This is a genomic window from Acidothermus cellulolyticus 11B, assembly GCF_000015025.1.
Classification (GTDB): Bacteria; Actinomycetota; Actinomycetes; order Acidothermales; family Acidothermaceae; genus Acidothermus; species Acidothermus cellulolyticus.
This window is the reverse complement of record NC_008578.1, coordinates 1029732-1046362: the sequence shown is the minus strand read 5'-3', so window position 1 is coordinate 1046362 and position 16631 is coordinate 1029732. Positions and strand designations below refer to the sequence as shown.

Annotated in this window: 15 protein-coding genes and 1 riboswitch; of the genes, 13 read left to right on the top strand and 2 right to left on the bottom strand. The window is 70.8% G+C overall.

The features are described from left to right. Positions 1-131 precede the first annotated feature (131 nt). The gene (locus ACEL_RS04895) at positions 132-1133 is read left to right on the top strand and encodes an aldo/keto reductase family protein (protein WP_011719784.1); all 1002 of its coding nucleotides are present in this window, start codon (positions 132-134) and stop codon (positions 1131-1133) included. A gap of 91 nt (positions 1134-1224) precedes the next feature. Here the strand turns inward: ACEL_RS04895 and ACEL_RS04890 are convergent, their stop codons facing one another. Then, entirely contained in the window at positions 1225-1431 is a 207-nt protein-coding gene (locus ACEL_RS04890; RefSeq protein ID WP_011719783.1) for a hypothetical protein, read from the bottom strand. A 193-nt stretch (positions 1432-1624) separates the two neighbouring features. After that, positions 1625-1766, top strand: a riboswitch (cobalamin riboswitch). Between the two features lie 129 nt (positions 1767-1895). Here ACEL_RS04890 and ACEL_RS04885 point away from each other — a divergent pair. Genes ACEL_RS04885 through ACEL_RS04850 form a run of 8 tightly spaced genes read left to right on the top strand, consistent with a single transcriptional unit; the run spans position 1896 to position 10395 of the window. Next, a complete protein-coding gene (locus ACEL_RS04885) occupies positions 1896-3143 on the top strand; it encodes a prenyltransferase/squalene oxidase repeat-containing protein (protein ID WP_011719782.1) in 1248 nt (415 codons plus the stop codon). After that, entirely contained in the window at positions 3143-4084 is a 942-nt protein-coding gene (locus ACEL_RS12250) for an SCO2322 family protein (RefSeq protein ID WP_169303191.1), read from the top strand. The genes ACEL_RS04885 and ACEL_RS12250 overlap by 1 nt, the downstream gene beginning before the upstream one ends. Beyond that, entirely contained in the window at positions 4081-5259 is a 1179-nt protein-coding gene (locus ACEL_RS04875; RefSeq protein WP_011719780.1) for an energy-coupling factor transporter transmembrane component T family protein, read from the top strand. The genes ACEL_RS12250 and ACEL_RS04875 overlap by 4 nt, the downstream gene beginning before the upstream one ends. Then, positions 5256-6899, top strand: coding sequence for an ABC transporter ATP-binding protein (locus ACEL_RS04870; RefSeq protein WP_011719779.1), 1644 nt, complete (start codon positions 5256-5258; stop codon positions 6897-6899). Before ACEL_RS04875 ends, ACEL_RS04870 begins: the two co-directional genes overlap by 4 nt. Next, complete coding sequence (locus ACEL_RS04865) at positions 6896-7897, top strand: ECF transporter S component (protein ID WP_011719778.1); 1002 nt, start codon at positions 6896-6898, stop codon at positions 7895-7897. The genes ACEL_RS04870 and ACEL_RS04865 overlap by 4 nt, the downstream gene beginning before the upstream one ends. Then, a complete protein-coding gene (gene cobU / locus ACEL_RS04860; RefSeq protein ID WP_011719777.1) occupies positions 7894-8421 on the top strand; it encodes a bifunctional adenosylcobinamide kinase/adenosylcobinamide-phosphate guanylyltransferase in 528 nt (175 codons plus the stop codon). Before ACEL_RS04865 ends, cobU begins: the two co-directional genes overlap by 4 nt. Positions 8422-8425: 4 nt before the next feature. After that, on the top strand, positions 8426-9562 hold the full coding sequence (cobT, locus tag ACEL_RS04855; RefSeq protein ID WP_011719776.1) for a nicotinate-nucleotide--dimethylbenzimidazole phosphoribosyltransferase: 1137 nt from the start codon (positions 8426-8428) through the stop codon (positions 9560-9562). Next, entirely contained in the window at positions 9559-10395 is an 837-nt protein-coding gene (locus ACEL_RS04850) for an adenosylcobinamide-GDP ribazoletransferase (protein WP_011719775.1), read from the top strand. Before cobT ends, ACEL_RS04850 begins: the two co-directional genes overlap by 4 nt. 81 nt (positions 10396-10476) lie before the next feature. On the opposite strand, the gene ACEL_RS04845 is transcribed toward ACEL_RS04850, so the two are convergent. Beyond that, complete coding sequence (locus ACEL_RS04845; protein WP_148204540.1) at positions 10477-11037, bottom strand: shikimate kinase; 561 nt, start codon at positions 11035-11037, stop codon at positions 10477-10479. Positions 11038-11146: 109 nt separating this feature from the next. Here ACEL_RS04845 and ACEL_RS04840 point away from each other — a divergent pair, with 109 nt between their 5' ends. The 4 genes from ACEL_RS04840 to ACEL_RS04825 all read left to right on the top strand — a co-directional run bounded on the left by ACEL_RS04840 (position 11147) and on the right by ACEL_RS04825 (position 16606). After that, on the top strand, positions 11147-12760 hold the full coding sequence (locus ACEL_RS04840; protein WP_011719773.1) for a leucyl aminopeptidase: 1614 nt from the start codon (positions 11147-11149) through the stop codon (positions 12758-12760). 77 nt (positions 12761-12837) lie between these two features. Further along, positions 12838-14217, top strand: coding sequence for a dihydrolipoyl dehydrogenase (lpdA, locus tag ACEL_RS04835; protein ID WP_011719772.1), 1380 nt, complete (start codon positions 12838-12840; stop codon positions 14215-14217). Between the two features lie 45 nt (positions 14218-14262). Next, positions 14263-15693, top strand: a complete 1431-nt coding sequence (locus ACEL_RS04830) for a 2-oxo acid dehydrogenase subunit E2 (protein WP_011719771.1) — start codon at positions 14263-14265, stop codon at positions 15691-15693. A 13-nt stretch (positions 15694-15706) separates the two neighbouring features. Next, positions 15707-16606: a TIGR01777 family oxidoreductase gene (locus ACEL_RS04825; RefSeq protein WP_011719770.1), complete on the top strand. Its 900-nt coding sequence runs from the start codon at positions 15707-15709 to the stop codon at positions 16604-16606. The last annotated feature ends 25 nt before the right edge of the window (positions 16607-16631 follow it).

Genomic DNA, 16631 nt, shown 5'->3' with positions numbered 1-16631 from the left:
GTCACCGCCAGTCCCCGCGACCCGCCGAGGTCACCGCGAGGCCCGGAAGCCCGCCGAGGTCACCGCGAGGCCCGGAAGCCCGCCGAGGTCACCGCGAGGCCCGGCGCCGTCGTCCCGATAAGGTCCGGCGTATGGAGTTTCGTCATCTGGGCCGCAGCGGCCTCATGGTCTCAGAGATCGCATACGGGAATTGGCTCACCCACGGCGCGCAAATCGACGCCGATACGGCAATCGCTTGTGTCCACGCCGCTCTCGACGCCGGCATCACCACGTTTGACACCGCGGACGTGTACGCCGGCACGCGCGCGGAGGAGGTCCTTGGCAAAGCGCTCGCCGGCGTCCGTCGCGAGTCCTACGAGCTGGCAACCAAAGTGTTCTGGCCGACCGGCCCGGGCCCGAATGACCGCGGCCTCTCCCGCAAACACATCATCGAAAGCTGCCACGCCTCACTGCGCCGGCTGCGCACCGACTATCTCGACCTCTACCAGGCGCATCGGTACGACGTCGAGACCCCGCTGGAAGAAACCCTGCGCGCCTTTGACGATTTGGTCCGGCAAGGCAAGGTTCTCTACGTCGGCGTGAGCGAATGGACGGCCGGTCAAATTGCCGATGCCCTGCGCATCGCCGACGACATGGGTTTCGACCGCATCGTGTCGAACCAGCCGCAGTACAACATGCTGTGGCGCGTCATCGAAGCCGAAATTCTGCCGTTGGCGAAGAAAGAGGGAATCGGCCAGATCGTCTTCTCTCCGCTTGCGCAAGGAGTCCTGACCGGAAAATACGCACCAGGTCAGCCGCCGCCGCCGGGGTCGCGGGCCACCGATGAGAAAGGCGGCGCGACGTTCATTTCCCGGTGGTTGCGCGACGATGTCCTTTCCCGGGTGCAACGCCTGCGGCCGCTGGCCGCGGAAGCGGGGTTGGATATGGCGACCCTCGCGCTCGCCTGGGTTTTGCAGAATCCCCTTGTTTCGTCCGCCATCATCGGCGCCAGCCGCCCGGAGCAAATTCACGCGAACGTCAAAGCAAGCGGCGTGAAATTAGAAAAGGACCTCCTTGCGCGGATCGATGAGATTCTCGATCCGGTCATCGAGCGCGACCCCAAGCAAACCGCGCAGCTGCCGAGACGCCCGTGATGACCTGCAGCCCTGGCAAGCGGGGCGCGGCGGCGGCATACCAGCAGCCCAGCGCGGCGAGAGCGGCGCGGGCGCATACCAGGCGGTGCTGTCAGGGGGGAGGTTCCAGGCTCATCGGCCCGTAGACGACCTCGCCGTCGTACAGCAAGGTGACCTGTGCCACCCCGGCGGCCAACAGGTTCCGCCACTCCTCCCCCAGCCAGCTTTCGGCGTCCGACTGGCTGGCGAACTCTGCTGACATCGGCGGATCTCCGACCGGTTCGCCCCGCGCGTCGGCGTAACGCCAGACCCACTCCACGGACGATCACCTTACTGGCAGGGCGTCGGTTACGTGCGACCCGAGGCTGCAGCGCACCGGCCGGCCCCCACCGTGGGGCTCGCGCTGCGGCGTACCTGTGCACCTCAGGCTCCTGTCGGGCTGCCTGGAACCGCCGGCCGATGTCGCACCCGGCGCAACCTGCCGACCCCGCGTTGACCCGCCGAGGGTCGGCGTGATTTGCTCAACGCGGCAACACCTTCATACGCGCCCGAACGTGCAGGGGAAGCCGGTCAAAGTCCGGCGCTGACCCGCAACCGTAGGCCGCGGCGCTGTCCGCGGCGAGCCGGAGTACCTGCCGGGCGCGGAGAGGCTCCTGACAACCGTCGTGGTCTGCGGGGCGGAGCCGGGAACACCCGGAGCAGCCCCACGCGAACGCGTGGGGTTCGTTATCTCCGGGTCTCATCTCCGGGACCGGCCTCGCAGCCAGAACCGGAGAGGATTACATGATCCGTACGCTTCGCCGTGCCGGCGTCGCAGCTGTCCTGGCCGCGATCGCCCCGCTTGCTGTCACCGCCCCTGCCACCGCCGCATCGTCCGACACGGGCCTCTTCGGCTCGGCGGACCCGACGTACGACGGCGTCTACCGGCAGGGTCTCGCCGTCCTCGGACTCATCGCCGCCGGCCAACACCCGGATGCGGCCGCCATCGACTGGCTGCTCGGCCAGCAGTGCGCGGACGGCGCCTTCACCGCGTACCGACCCGACCCGACCGTGCCGTGCCAGACGAGCAAGGAAGACTCCAACGCAACCGCGCTCGCCGCAATGGCCCTCATCGCAGCCGGCAAGACCGCTGCCGGAACAGCGGCCGCCCATGCGCTCGCCAACTTCCAGCTCGCCGACGGTGGGTTCTATGCGAGCGCCGCCTTCGGCACGCCGGCTTCAGACGCCAACTCGACGGGACTCGCCCTCAGTACCTTCGCTGCGGCCGGCATCGACCCCACGTCAATCACGAAGAACGGCAAGAACGGCATCGACTTCCTCCGCTCGATACAGGTTCCTTGTACGGCGGGGAGCGGCGCTGGTGCCTTCGACTACCAGCCGGAGACCCCGCTGGCGGCCAATGACTACGCGACGGTCCAGGCCGTCTTGGGCCTCCTCGGCAAGGCGCTTCCGGTCCCGGCCGCTACCCCGGCCGCCGCCGTACCGGCGTGTGTCCCGAGCACCGACGCCGCGACCGCGGCAGCCGACGCCATCGGCTATCTCGCGAACCGGCTCACGGCCACGCACGGCGCGATCCCGTCCGCGTTCGGCAGCGGCACCGACTGGACGACCACCGCGAACGCCCTCCTGGACTTGATCGCCGCCGGGCAGGGGGCAGCCGCAGTCCAGGAGGGGCTTGCCGCCCTGCAGACGAACGCGCGGAGCTACATCACCAGCAACGGCACGACGTCGCCCGGAGCGGTCGGCACCCTGCTCCTCGTCGCCGCCGCAACGGGTACCAACCCGCGGAACTTCGGCGGCGTTGACCTCGTCGCTGCCCTGCTCGCCACCGAACGATCAGCCCCAGCGACAGCGACCCCAACCCCGAGCGCCAGTGCCTCGGCGACCCCGCGGCCGACCGCAACCCCGGCGACCCTGCCGATGACCGGTTCGCGCGTCGACCTGCCGGTCGCCGCAGCCGGGGTGGTGCTGCTCGCATTGGGAACCGCGCTCGTCCTCAGCGCTCGTCGCCCACGCCGCAGCCGCTCGTGATGACGGGTCCAGGACGCGAAGCCGGCCGCCGCCGCTCCGCCAGGGCGGCGGTGGCCCTCGCGCTCTGGACACTGGCAAGCCTCGGCGGGGCCGCGGCAGCGGCCGTCGTCGGCACCGCCGGTCCGGTCCGGGCGGACACCGCCTACCGGTACTGGGCGTACTACCTCGCCGAGAACGGCAGGTGGGTGTACGCCCAGCGCGGGCCGGCCGCCGAGCATCCCGTCAACGGCGAGGTGCAGGGCTGGCGCTTCGGCGTCCAAGGCGCGGTCGACACCCCGCTGACGCCCCGCGTCCCCCCGAGTCAGCTGATCTGCCCATCGCCGACCGCGCCGGACCTCATCTCCGTCGGCATCGTCATCGACTTCGGGACGCCGTCGGATGCCCCGCCCGGGGAGACCCCTCCGGCACGTGTGATCACGAAATGCGTCACGGTACGGCAGGGGCAGACCGGCGCCGACGTCCTCGTCGCCGCCGTGGGCCAGGACAACGTACGGATCGGTTCCTCCGGGCTCATCTGCGGCATCGACGGATACCCTCGCAGCGAATGCGCACCCGCGGTCTCGGTCAGCCGGTCGCCAGTCGCGGCCGGTACGACATCGGCGTCGGCGTCGGCGTCCGCCGCCCCACCAAGTCGGACGCCGAGCACTGGGACGGCTGCATCGACCGTGCCGGCGGCAACCGCGCCGCCGACCGAGGGCAGCCGGCCGCAGCAGAGCACCCCGAGCGAGGCCCTGCCGGCGACAGGAGCCTCCGGCGGCGCGCAGCCGTCGGCAACCAGCGACCCGAGTACCACACCGTCGGTCCCGACCACGGCGGCACATCCAGCGACAGCGCATACCGGCGGCGTGGACCCGGCAACCGTGATCGCGGGAGCAGCCGCCGTCCTCCTCGGCTCGGCTGGGGCATGGACGGCGATCAATCGTCGGCGAGGCAACCGATGAGCACGGTCGCACCGGGCCGAGCCGGCGTCACCGCCGCCAACCGCAAACGTGCCGAACGAACCGGGCCGGTCACCCAACCGCGTGACGGGCTCCACCCCGGGGCGTGGTGGATCTGGGCAACCGGGCTCGCGGTAGCGGCCAGCCGCACCACCAATCCGATCCTGCTCAGCCTCATCCTCGCGGTCACCGGATATGTCGCCGCCGTACGGGCCCACACCCGGCTCTTCGGGTTCTTCCTCCGCCTGGCGACGGTTGTCGTCGCACTCCGCATGGCGCTAGCCGTGATCTTCACGTCAGGCCTCCCCGGGCATGTCGTCGTGGCGCTCCCGCAGGTGCCCGTGCCCGATTTCCTCGTCGGCCTGCACATCGGCGGGCCGGTCACCGTCGAGGCGCTGCTCAACGCGTTGTACGGCGCACTCCAGTTCGCCGCGCTGATCCTCGCGATCGGTGCCGCTGTGGCGATCGCCGATCCGCGGTCGCTGCTGCGGCTGCTGCCGGCCGCGCTCTATGAGATGGGCGTAGCCGTCGCCGTCGCCCTGTCAGTGGCCCCGGAACTTGCGACGGCCGCCCGCCGAGTCCGGCGGGCCCGACGCTTGCGCGGCGAACCGGACCGCGGGTTGGTCAGCTGGGTCCGTTCGGCGCTGCCTGTCCTGCATGGTGCACTCGAGCGATCGATCAACTTGGCCGCAGCGATGGACGCCCGCGGCTTTGGCCGGCGGGGATCCGCGCCGCGGTGGCGGCGGCGGCTTGTCACCGCCGGCCTTGTCGTGGGCCTGCTCGCTACGGCCGCCGCGTCGTACGCCCTCCTCACGCCAGGCACCCCGGGCGGCGTCGGACTTCCGCTGGCCGCCGGCGGTGCGCTCCTCGCCGCCCTCGCCGTGCTCGCCGGACGGGCCGACGCCGTCCGCACCCGCTACCGGCCGCCCCAGTGGACCCCAGCCTCCTGGATCGTGGCGGCGGCCGGCTCCGCAGCCGCCGCTGGTGTGATCAGCGCCGGTCACATCGACGCAGCCGCGCTCAACCCGACGGGATATCCGCCGGTGCTGCCGGCGACGCCAGGGATCGCCGTGGCCGGCATTCTGGCCGCGGCGATCCCCGTCGTAATCGCGCATACGACGCCGGACATGCGCCGCACTCGTGCACGGACCGGCCGGCCCAGCCGGGAGGGCAAGTGATCACCTTCGATCGAGTGACGTTCCGGTACCCGGAGACCGACCGGCCGGTCCTCGACGGCGTCACTCTCGCGATCCCCGAGGGAGAGCTCACCCTGGTGGTCGGCGGCACGGGGTCGGGCAAGTCGACGCTGCTGCGTGCGGTCAACGGTCTCGTCCCGCACTTCACCGGTGGGCACCTCGCCGGCCGAGTGATCGTCGCAGGGCGGGACACCAGGGATCACCCGCCCCGCGAGCTCGCCGACATCGTCGGTTACGTCGGCCAGGACCCGGCGGCCGGTTTCGTCACCGACACGGTCGAGGACGAGCTCGCCTACGCCATGGAGTGGCTAGGTGTGCCGCCGGCCACGATGCGCCGTCGGGTGGAAGACATCCTCGATCTCCTGGACCTCTCCGCGCTGCGGTCCCGCCGGCTCGGCGACCTTTCCGGCGGCGAGCAGCAACGCGTCGCCATCGGCGCCGTGCTCACGGCGGGGCCGCGGATTCTCGTCCTCGACGAGCCGACGTCGGCGCTGGACCCGCCGGCAGCCGAAGAGGTGCTGGCCGTCCTCACCCGGCTGGTGCACGACCTCGGGATGACCGTGCTGGTGGCCGAGCACCGGTTGGAACGGATCGTTCAGTACGCCGACCGCATCCTGCTCCTGCCCGGTGACGGCCGCGTCGTCGCCGAATCGCCGGCCGCGGCGATGGCCGTCTCCCCGCTGGCCCCGCCGGTCGTCCACCTGGCCCGGCTCGCCGGATGGCATCCGGTGCCCCTCTCGATCCGGGACGCCCGACGACACGCCGAACAGCTTCGCGATCGCCTCGCCACCCTGACCGCGGCTGCGGCGAACGGCACCCACCGGTCGCCGGCCGCACGCTCCGAACCGACCGCTCATCACGACGGGTTGGGACGACCCACCCCTGATCCGGTGGTCGACGTCCGGAGACTGACCGCCGGATATGACGGGAGACCGGCGCTCCGTGACGTCACGATTCAGGTGGACGCCGGTGAGATTGTCGCGGTGATGGGCCGGAACGGCGCCGGGAAAACCACGCTCCTCGCGCACATCGCCGGGCTTGCGGTGCCGTGGCGCGGGGACGTCCGAGTCTGCGGCGCAGCACCACACCGACTGTCGGCGGGCGGGCTCGTGCGGTGCGTGGGCTTCGTCCCGCATGAACCGAGCGATCTGTTCTATGCCGACACCGTCGCCGGGGAGCTGGCCGACCTCCCCGACGGCCTGTCCACCCTCCAGACCATCGCCCCTGACATCGAGCCACACCGCCATCCGCGCGACCTGTCCGAGGGTGAACAACTCGCCGTCGCCTTGGCGGTGGTCCTGTCCCGGCGGCCGCGGGTCCTCGCCCTCGACGAGCCGACCCGGGGTCTTGACTACACCGCGAAGGCACGGCTCGCCGCCCTCCTCCGAACCCTCGCCCGCTCCGGGACGGCGATCCTGCTGGCGACCCACGACGTCGAACTCGCCGCGGAGGTGGCGACCCGCACGGTCGTCCTCGCGGAGGGTGAGGTCGTGGCGGACGGCCCGACCGCGAGCGTGGTCACCGCGACACCAGCGTTCGCTCCGCAGGTGGCCCGCATTCTCCACCCGCTGCCGTGGCTAACGGTGGCGGACGTCGCCGCAGCGTTGGCAGGCAGCCGATGATCCAGACCGTCCTGCTGCGGAACCGAGCACGGCGCGTGCCGCTGCGGCGCCGAGCGCGGCGGCCCCTGGCGTTGCGCCCCCGGTCAGCCGTCGCCCTCCTGCTGGCGAGCGCAGTCGGTGTCCTGGCGTTCGGCTGGCCGTTCCTCGCGGCGACCCCGCCGCACGCCTCCCCCAATGCCGCGCATGCCGGTGACGCGCCGTGGATCTTCCTGACCGTACTGCCCGCCGTGCTGGCGGTCGTGCTAGCCGAGTTCGCCGACGGGCGGCTGGATGCCAAGGCAATCGCCATCCTCGGGGTGCTCGCCGGGTGCGGTGCGGCGTTGCGGCCGTTCGGCGGTGAGATCACCGGTGCGTCGCCGGTGTTCTTCCTCCTGATGCCGGCGGGCCGGGCGCTCGGCGCCGGATTCGGATTCTGCCTCGGCGTCCTGACGTTGTTCGCAAGCGCACTGCTCACCGGCGGGGTCGGGCCGTGGCTGCCCTTCCAGATGATCGCTGCCGGCTGGGTGGGGCTCGGAGCGGGATGCCTGCCGGTGCCGCGGCGGTGGCACGGGAGATGGCCGGAGATCGCCATGCTCGCCGGATACGGCGCATGCGCCGGTCTGGCGTACGGCGCGGTCATGGACCTGTGGTTCTGGCCGCTGCAGACCACCGGACTTGCTGCAGGGATCAGCTATGTTCCGGGCGCGGATCCGCTGACCGAGCTGCGCCACTTCATGGCGTTCTACGTCGCCACGTCGCTCGGCTTCGACATCCCACGGGCCGCGGCCAACGCCCTGCTGGTCGCGGTCGCCGGCCGCCCGGTGCTCGCAGCGCTGCGACGAGCAGCTCGGCGGGCGGCGTTCGACGCGACGGTCAGCGTCACCCCGCTCCCCGCCGACCGGCCGGAGCCCGTCACCTCGTTCCCCGGCAACGGACCGGAGCCCGGCACGCCGTTCCCTCCCGACGCGCGCCGGCCGGCAGGGTCGGCGCCGGAGGCAGGCCGAGAATGCGGACCATGAGCCGACGGGTCCTCGTTCTCGGCGGGGTGCGGTCCGGCAAGTCCCGGTACGCCGAGCGGTTGCTCGCCGACCGGAGCCACGTCCAGTACGTCGCGACCGCGGCGGACGACGGCACCGACCCGGAGTGGTCGGCTCGGATCGCAGACCACCGCCGACGCCGGCCGGCGTCCTGGACGACCATCGAGACGACGGCGGTGGCTGACATCTTGGCGGACCTGCAGCCTGACCAGGCTGCTCTGGTGGACTGCCTGACGGTCTGGCTCGCCCGGGTCCTGGACGAGACGCCGTCGAGGGCCGCCGAGCGGATGGACGAACTGGCCGCCGCGTGGGGAGCGTGCCGCGGCGTTGTCGTCGCGGTGAGCAATGAGGTCGGCTGTGGTGTCGTGCCGCCGTACCCGTCGGGTCGGATCTTCCGCGACCTGCTCGGCGAGCTGAATGCCCGGTTGGCCGCTGACAGCGACGACGTGATCTTCATGGTTGCCGGCATCGGGCGGAGCTTACTCACCGGCAGAAGGGTGACGTGACCCCGTGAGGACGGCGCCTGACCTTGATGTAACGGCCATCGAAGCGGCCCGCCGCCGGGAAGCGGAGCTGACCAAGCCGGCAGGATCCCTCGGCCGCCTCGAAGAGCTGGCGATCTGGCTCTGCGGCGTCCAAGGCCGCTGCCCGCCGGACCCGCTCGACCGGATCACGCTGGTCATCTTCGCTGGTGATCACGGGGTTGCTGAGGTCGGCGCCTCGGCGTACCCACCCGCGGTCACCGCGCAGATGGTGGCGAACTTTCTCGCCGGGGGTGCGGCGGCCAACGTCCTCGCGAGCCAGGCCGGGGTGCGGCTGCGGGTTGCCGACGTGTCCGTCGCCGGGGATCACCCCTGGCCGGACGCCGTCCGCCGATGGCACGTCGCGAACGGCTCCGGACGGATCGACGTCACCGACGCGATTCCCGTTGAGACGGCGGTGACGGCGATGGCGGCCGGCCGGGCCATCGCCGACGAGGAGATCGACGCGGGTACGGACCTGCTGATCGCCGGGGACATGGGGATCGGCAACACCACTCCGGCGGCAGCGCTCATCGGCGTCCTCACCGGGCGGACCGCCGGCGAGGTTACCGGCCGCGGCACCGGCGTCGACGACCAGGCATTCGCCCGCAAGCGCGCAATGGTTACGGCGGCGATTCGCCGGGGCACGCCATGGCGGGACGACCCGGTACGCCTGGTCGCGGCGATCGGCGGGGCAGATCTGGCGGCGATGGCTGGTTTTCTTGCCGAGGCCGCTGATCGTCGTACGCCGGTGGTGCTCGACGGCGTGGTGACCGGAGCGGCGGCGCTGCTGGCCGAACGGCTCACCCCGGGGGCACGCCGGTGGTGGGTCGCCGGTCACCGGTCGACCGAGCCCGGGCATGCCATCGCGCTTGCCGAGCTCGGACTTCCGCCGATCCTGGACGTCGGCCTCCGGCTGGGCGAAGGCACCGGCGCGCTCCTCGCTGTCCCGATACTGCGGGCCGCGGCGGCTACGCTCACCCACATGGCGACCTTCGCTTCGGCTGGAGTAAGCGGCCGGTATCCGCCGCCGGGGGCAAGCCGGGACGATTCGGCTCCGGCGACCGGCGCCGACCACCCACCGGGGGCCAGTGCGACCCGTTCCAATGCGGTCGCGGAACCGTGACCGCCCGATCACCCGGCGGATTGCGGCTCGCCGTCAGCCTGCTCACCGCCATCCCGGCCGGCCGGGTTCCGCCACCCGACCGGCGGCAGGTCCGCGCCGCCATGGCCTGGGCCCCTGTGGTCGGACTGATGGTCGCCGCAGTCGGCGCGATGGTCCTGCTGGCAGCCCGGGTCGCGTTCACAAGCCCGATCCACGACCTGCCCGGGGCGGGAACGTCGGTCGAGACGGCCACCTTGGCGTCCGCTCTCGCCATAGCCGCGACTGCGCTGGTCAGCGGAGGATTGCACCTCGACGGCTTCGCGGACACCGTCGACGGCTGGGCAAGCCGGGCCCCTCGCGACCGGACCCTGGAGATCATGGCCGATGCCCGCCTGGGGTCACTCGGTGCTGCCGCGCTGATCCTCGTGCTCGTGATCGAGATCGCCGCGCTCACGCTGGGGGTGCGGGCCCACCACGGCACCCAATCGCTCGTGATCTCCGTGGTCAGCGGCCGGGTGGCGATGCTCTGGGGGTGTACGCCGCGCACGCCGGCCGCCCGTCCCACCGGATTGGGCGCGATGGCGGCCGGCAGCGTCCCGAAGTGGACGGCAGTCGGCTGGACGGCCGCTCTGGTCGTTGCTGCTGCGGCCTTCGGGCGCTGGGATCCGGAAGCCGGCTCGTCCTTTGCGGCGGTCCGCGCCGCCGGCGCGGTGGTGACTGCTGTCGCGTCCGGCTGGGTGATCCGCCGCTGGGCGGTACGGCGGCTTGGCGGGGTGACCGGTGACGTTCTCGGCGCCATCAGCGAGGTGGCCACGGTGGCCGCCCTGCTGATCCTGGACGTCCGCCACCCCTAGCCGACCGCGCCAGCGCCGGCCGCAACGCCGGCACCCGATCAGCCGGCCCGGCGGGCCGGCACGCGCGGTCGCACCCGACGGTCAGCGGCCTACGCCGATCCCAGCCGCGTTGATGATCGCTGTTGCGACGTCGTCGGCGGACCGGTCGTCGACGTCGACCACGAGGTGCGCAAGTTGTTGGTAGCGAGGCTCGCGACCGGCGTACAGCCGCCGTAGCGCACCAGCCGGATCGTCGCCCAGCCAAGGCCGGTCGGTACCTGTGACCCGCTCGACGAGGGTCTCGAGCCGGGCCCTCAGGTAGACCACATACGCGCCGGCCCGCAGCCGGGCGCACGCCGCCTCGTCTTCGACAATGCCGGCCGCTGCTCCGGCAACCAACGGCGGTGGGGCGGCGAGCACCTCGTCGACGGCCCGGGACTCGGCGGCGCGCAGCCCCGCGACACCCCGCTGGGCAAGGAGCTCGCGGGTCGGCAACCCGGTGAGCTTCGCGACCACCTCGTCGTTGTCGAGGTACGACCAGTTCAGCCGGTCGGCAAGTGCCCGGCCGACGGTTGATTTACCGGCGCCCATCATGCCGACCAAGACGATCCGTTCGACCACGCTCGTGCCCTCTCCGCTCAGCAGGGGCTTCCGCCGGTTCACGCCGATGCGGCTTCCGCTGGTCCACGACCGCGCGGTCACCGTCGGTGCAGGCCGAGGCTACTCATCGCCGGAGAGCTCCCGGCCGTCGCCCCTGGGATAGCATCCGCCCGTGCCCCGGTTGCGCTTTTTCACCGCCCCACCCGATCAGCTTCGCGTCGATGCGGTCGTCGTGGGTGCGCAGCGGACGTCGGCGGGCCGCTTGGTGGTCGTCGGCGGTCCGGAGCCGCCCCACGCCGCCGAGATTGCCACGGCGCTTGGCCGGATCGGCGCAACAGGCCGGCTTGGGGAATGTCTCCGGCTGCCGGCCCCTGCCCGTTACACGGCGCCGCTGCTGGTCGTCGTCGGGCTGGGTGATCGCACCCGTCAAGGCGTTAGCGTTGAGACCCTTCGCCAAGCCGCCGGGGCTGCCGTGCGTGATCTGCCGGTCCGCTCGGTGGCGCTCGCGCTGCCGGACGGCGACGCCGACCACTCGGCGTCCGTCGCCGCCATTGCCGAAGGCGCACTCCTCGGCGCGTACACGTTCGACCGCTACCGCGCGCAACGGCGCCCGAGCCCGGAGATCATCCTGCTGCCAGGCGGGTCCAGCGGCTCGGTACGGCGCGCCGTCGCCCGCGCGGAACTGCTCGCGAGCGCGGTCAACCGGGCCCGGGACTGGGTGAACACACCGCCGGCGGATCTCTTTCCGCAGCGTTTCGCGGAGCTGGTCGACGCCGAAGCGGCCGAGCTCGGCCTCGACGTCACGGTGCTCGACGAGCGCGCTCTCCGTCAAGGCGGTTACGGCGGCCTCATCGGGGTGGGCCAGGGATCGATTCACCCGCCGCGATTGGTCCGGCTTGAATACCGGCATCCACGCGCCCGCCGTCGCATTGCCCTCGCCGGAAAGGGAATCACGTTCGATTCCGGCGGCCTGTCGCTCAAACCGTCGGCGCTGGTGCCGGCAAACGCCTCGATGCCGGTGATGAAATCCGACATGGCCGGCGCGGCCGCCGTCGCCGCCGCCACCCTGGCTGTCGCCCGGCTGAACGTGCCCGCGCACGTGGTCGCGTGGCTGCCGCTTGCCGAGAACATGCCGTCCGGTTCAGCACAACGACCGTCGGACGTGTTGCGGACCTACGGCGGGACCACGGTCGAGGTGCTCAATACCGACGCGGAAGGCCGGCTGGTGCTGGCTGACGCCCTGGCGCGGGCGAGCGAGGAGCAGCCGGATGTCATCGTCGACATCGCCACGCTGACCGGCGCGCAGATTACCGCCCTTGGCACGAGGGTCGGTGCGGTGATGGCGAATGACGATCCGACCCGCGACGCACTCCTTGCCGCAGCGGCCGCTGCGGGAGAAGCACTCTGGCCGATGCCGCTCCCCCGCGAACTGCGCAAGGCGTTGGAATCACCGGTGGCAGACATCGCGAATATGGGCGAGCCGCTGGGCGGGATGCTGACCGCCGGGGTTTTTCTCGCGGAATTTGTTGGACGACGCAACGACGGCCCGATCCCCTGGGCGCATCTGGACATCGCCGGGCCCGCGTTCAACACGGGTGAGCCGTTTGGTTATACGCCAAGAGGCGGCACGGGTTTCGGGGTGCGCACCTTGGTGCGTTTCGTCGAACGTGTGGTTTCGGCCGCCGAGGACGGTTCCGCCCGGCCGGCCGGTCATCGGCGGCTGGGCGAGCCGGCGGCCCGGCGTCCAGGTGCCTCCGCTCGGTCTCCTGCGCGCGTGCGAGGATGACCTCGAGCGCCTGGCGCGGCGCCTCCGGGGCCCGCTTGGCTCACTGAGAGGACGCTCACAAAGAAGGAGCTTGTGCGGTGGCTGAACAGTCCGACGTATTCGACCTGGTCATTCTGGGCGGAGGCAGCGGTGGGTACGCAGCGGCACTGCGCGCCGCGGAGCTCGGCATGCGTGTCGCACTGGTCGAGAAAGACAAGGTAGGCGGCACGTGTCTGCACCGCGGATGCATTCCGACGAAGGCGTTGTTGCACGCCGCGGAAATTGCCGACCAGGCGCGGGAAGCCGCGACTTTCGGTGTGCGGGCCACATTCGAGGGAATTGACGTCGACGCGGTCCACCAGTACAAAAACGGTGTCGTCAACCGGCTGTGGCGGGGTTTGCAGGGCCTCATCAAGAGCCGTCAGATCACCTACGTGGAGGGAAGCGGTCGGCTCGCCGCCCCGACCGCGGTTGAGGTGGACGGCCGGCGTTACGAGGGCCGGCACGTCATCCTGGCCACCGGCTCTCAGCCGAAGAGCCTCCCTGGTTTGGAGATTGACGGCGAACGCGTCATCACCAGCGACCACGCCCTCACCCTCGACCGCATCCCGAAATCTGTCGTTATTCTCGGCGGCGGCGTCATCGGTGTCGAATTCGCCAGTATTTGGCGGTCGTTCGGCGCCGAGGTCACCATCGTGGAAATGTTGCCGCATTTGCTGCCGACCGAAGACGAGGACAGCTCAAAACTTCTGGAGCGTGCGTTCCGGCGCCGCGGCATCACTTTCGAACTCGGGGCACGGTTTGAGGCCGTGAAAACCACGGATACCGGGGTGACGGTCACCCTCGCCGGCGGAAAGACACTGGAAGCTGAATACCTTCTGGTGGCGGTCGGCCGCGGACCGGTTTCCGCCGGCCTCGGCTACGAGGAGGCCGGCGTGCGCATGGATCGCGGATTCGTCACCGTCGACGAGTATTGCCGGACCAACGTCCCGACGATCTCCGCCGTGGGTGACCTCATTCCCACCCTCCAGCTTGCGCATGTCGGTTTCGCCGAAGGGATTCTCGTCGCGGAGCGGCTGGGGAATCTCGCACCGGTGCCGATCGACTACGACGGCGTTCCCCGTATCACGTACTCCGAGCCCGAGGTCGCATCGGTGGGGCTCACCGAGGCTGCGGCACGGCAGAAATACGGCGAGGTCAAGACGTTCGTCTACGATCTGGCCGGGAACGGGCGCAGCCAGATCCTGCGGACCTCCGGCGCCGTCAAAGTCGTCGCCGTACCGGATGGACCCGTGGTCGGCATCCACGCGGTCGGTTCCCGGGTTGGTGAGCTCATCGCCGAAGCCCAGCTCATTTACAACTGGGAAGCGCTGCCCAGCGAGGTCGCCCAGCTCATTCATCCGCATCCGACGCAGAGCGAGGCGATCGGTGAGGCGCATCTTGCGCTGGCTGGGAAACCGTTGCATGTGCACGGGTGAGCAGGGAAGGTTCACGGTGTAGTCGATGTCGTCGAGGAGCAGCCGATGCCGGTCGTCGTCACCATGCCCCGCCTTGGCGAGAGCGTCACGGAAGGCACTGTCACCCGCTGGCTGAAGAAGGCCGGTGACCGCGTCGTCGCCGACGAACCCCTCGTCGAAGTCTCGACCGACAAAGTGGACACCGAAATTCCCGCGCCGGCATCCGGTGTGCTCCGCGAAATCCGGGTCCGCGAAGACGAAACCGTGCAGGTCGGCGCCGAACTTGCCGTCATCGATGACGCGGACGGCGCGGCCGCTCCCCCGCCCGAGGCCGCTACAGCCGCTGCTCCCGCGCCGCCGGCAGCCTCCACGCCGGACGCAGCCGCCGCTGCACCGGGCGCCGTGACAGCTCCGGCTCCCGTCCCGTCTGCCGCTCCCCCAGGCGCTATGACCGGGCCGGCTCCGGCTGCGGCGGAAGCCTCGGCCCCGACCCCGGCCGCGGTCCCGGCCGAGGCACCGCCCCCGGCGGCACCCCCGGAAATCCCCAGCCAGCCCGGGGCGGCCGCCGCTGCACCACCCGAGCCGACCGAAGCGCCCAGCGCCGAGACCCCTTATGTCACACCGTTGGTTCGGCGCCTGGCGGCCGAACACGGTGTTGACTTGACCCGCCTGACCGGGACCGGGGTCGGCGGTCGAATCCGCAAGCAGGATGTACTGGCGGCCGCAGAGGCGCGGTATGCGAAGCAACCCGTCCAATCCGCGACGGCGCCGCAGCTGCGCGGCCGAACCGAACCGCTGTCGCGGTTGCGCGCCGTCATTGCCGCCCGCGCGGTCGAATCGTTGCGGACATCCGCTCAACTCACCGCGGTCGTCGAAGCCGATGTCACGAAAATTGCCAGGCTTCGCGACGCGGTGAAGAAGGATTTCGAAGCACGGGAAGGCGTCCGGTTATCCTTCTTCCCGTTTTTCGCCCTTGCGGCAATTGAAGCGCTCAAGCAGCATCCGAAACTCAACGCAAGCATTGACACGGACGCAGGCACCGTCACCTACCACGACATCGAGAATCTCGGCATCGCGGTGGACACCGAACGCGGCCTGCTGTTCCCGGTCATCCACAACGCCGGCGACCTGAGCCTTGCCGGGTTGGCGAAACGAGTCGCGGATCTCGCCGAACGGGCCCGCGCCGGACGGGTCACGCCGGACGAGCTCACCGGCGGCACGTTCACACTGACGAATGCCGGCCGGCATGGGGTTCTGTTCGACACACCGATTCTCGTGCCGCCGCAGGTCGGCGTGCTGGGCATCGGCGCGGTCGTCAAACGCCCGGTTGTCGTCGACGATCCCGAACTTGGGGAGACCATCGCGATTCGGTCCATCGTCCACCTCGCCCTCACGTACGATCAGCGGTTGGTCGACGGCGGGGAGGCTGCAGCTTTTCTCGCCACCGTCCGGGCACGGCTCGAAGAGGGCCGATTCGAGCCGGACGTCGGACACTGATGGGAGCCGGACCATGAGAGTCCTTGTCTCCGGCGCCTCCGGGCTCATCGGCTCGGCACTGGTCCGGTCGTTGCGCGCCGACGGCGTCAGCGTGCAGCGTCTGGTACGCCGGGCTGTTCAGCAGGCTGACGAGGTCGGTTGGGACCCGCAGGCCGGCCGCGGTCCGGACCCGAAAGTCGTGGACGGCGTCGACGCCGTTGTGCACCTGTCAGGCGCGGGGCTCGGCGACCGATTCTGGACGACGTCCTACAAACGCGAAATCCGCGCGAGCCGCGTCGAGACCACCCGGATATTGGCGGAGACGTTAGCCGGGCTGGCTGCACCGCCGCGGGTTTTCCTTGTCGCGTCGGCCATCGGCTGGTATGGCGACACCGGGGACCGGGAGACTGACGAGAACGGCCCGCCGGGCTCGGATTTTCTTGCCAACGTCTGCCGCGAATGGGAGGAGGCCGCGGCCCCCGCGCGGCTCGCCGGTATCCGGACGGTGCACGTCCGCAGCGGGATCGTGCTCTCCACCCGTGGCGGGGCACTGGCGCGTGTTCTCCCGCTCTTCCGGCTCGGGCTCGGCGCCCGGCTCGGGACCGGCCGGCAGTGGGTGAGCTGGATCGCCCGGCCCGACCACGTCGCCGCGCTGCGTTTTCTTCTGGATTCCGACCTGTCGGGGCCGGTGAATCTGACCGCACCCCAGCCGGTGACGAACGCCGAGTACACCGCGGCGATTGCCCGGGCGGTGCGCCGTCCTGCTCTTCTTTCGGTTCCCGCGCCGGCGTTGCGCCTCCTGCTCGGCGAGATGGCCCAGCTTCTGCTCGTGAGTCAGCGGGTCATTCCCCGCCGGCTGCTCGATGCCGGGTTCACATTTGGTTACCCGGACGTCGAATCCGCGGTCCGCGAGTTGGTCGCCTCCGGTTCCTGAATTCCGGCGCCGTCCTCGCATTTTC

Bases quoted from the DNA above. Each gene is read 5' to 3' on its own strand.
- ACEL_RS04830 (WP_011719771.1), top strand. From the start codon at position 14,263: ATGCCGGTCGTCGTCACCATGCCCCGCCTTGGCGAGAGCGTCACGGAA.
- ACEL_RS04865 (WP_011719778.1), top strand. From the start codon at position 6,896: ATGATCCAGACCGTCCTGCTGCGGAACCGAGCACGGCGCGTGCCGCTG.
- ACEL_RS04895 (WP_011719784.1), top strand. From the start codon at position 132: ATGGAGTTTCGTCATCTGGGCCGCAGCGGCCTCATGGTCTCAGAGATC.
- ACEL_RS04875 (WP_011719780.1), top strand. From the start codon at position 4,081: ATGAGCACGGTCGCACCGGGCCGAGCCGGCGTCACCGCCGCCAACCGC.
- ACEL_RS04885 (WP_011719782.1), top strand. From the start codon at position 1,896: ATGATCCGTACGCTTCGCCGTGCCGGCGTCGCAGCTGTCCTGGCCGCG.
- ACEL_RS04825 (WP_011719770.1), top strand. From the start codon at position 15,707: ATGAGAGTCCTTGTCTCCGGCGCCTCCGGGCTCATCGGCTCGGCACTG.
- cobU (WP_011719777.1), top strand. From the start codon at position 7,894: ATGAGCCGACGGGTCCTCGTTCTCGGCGGGGTGCGGTCCGGCAAGTCC.
- ACEL_RS12250 (WP_169303191.1), top strand. From the start codon at position 3,143: ATGACGGGTCCAGGACGCGAAGCCGGCCGCCGCCGCTCCGCCAGGGCG.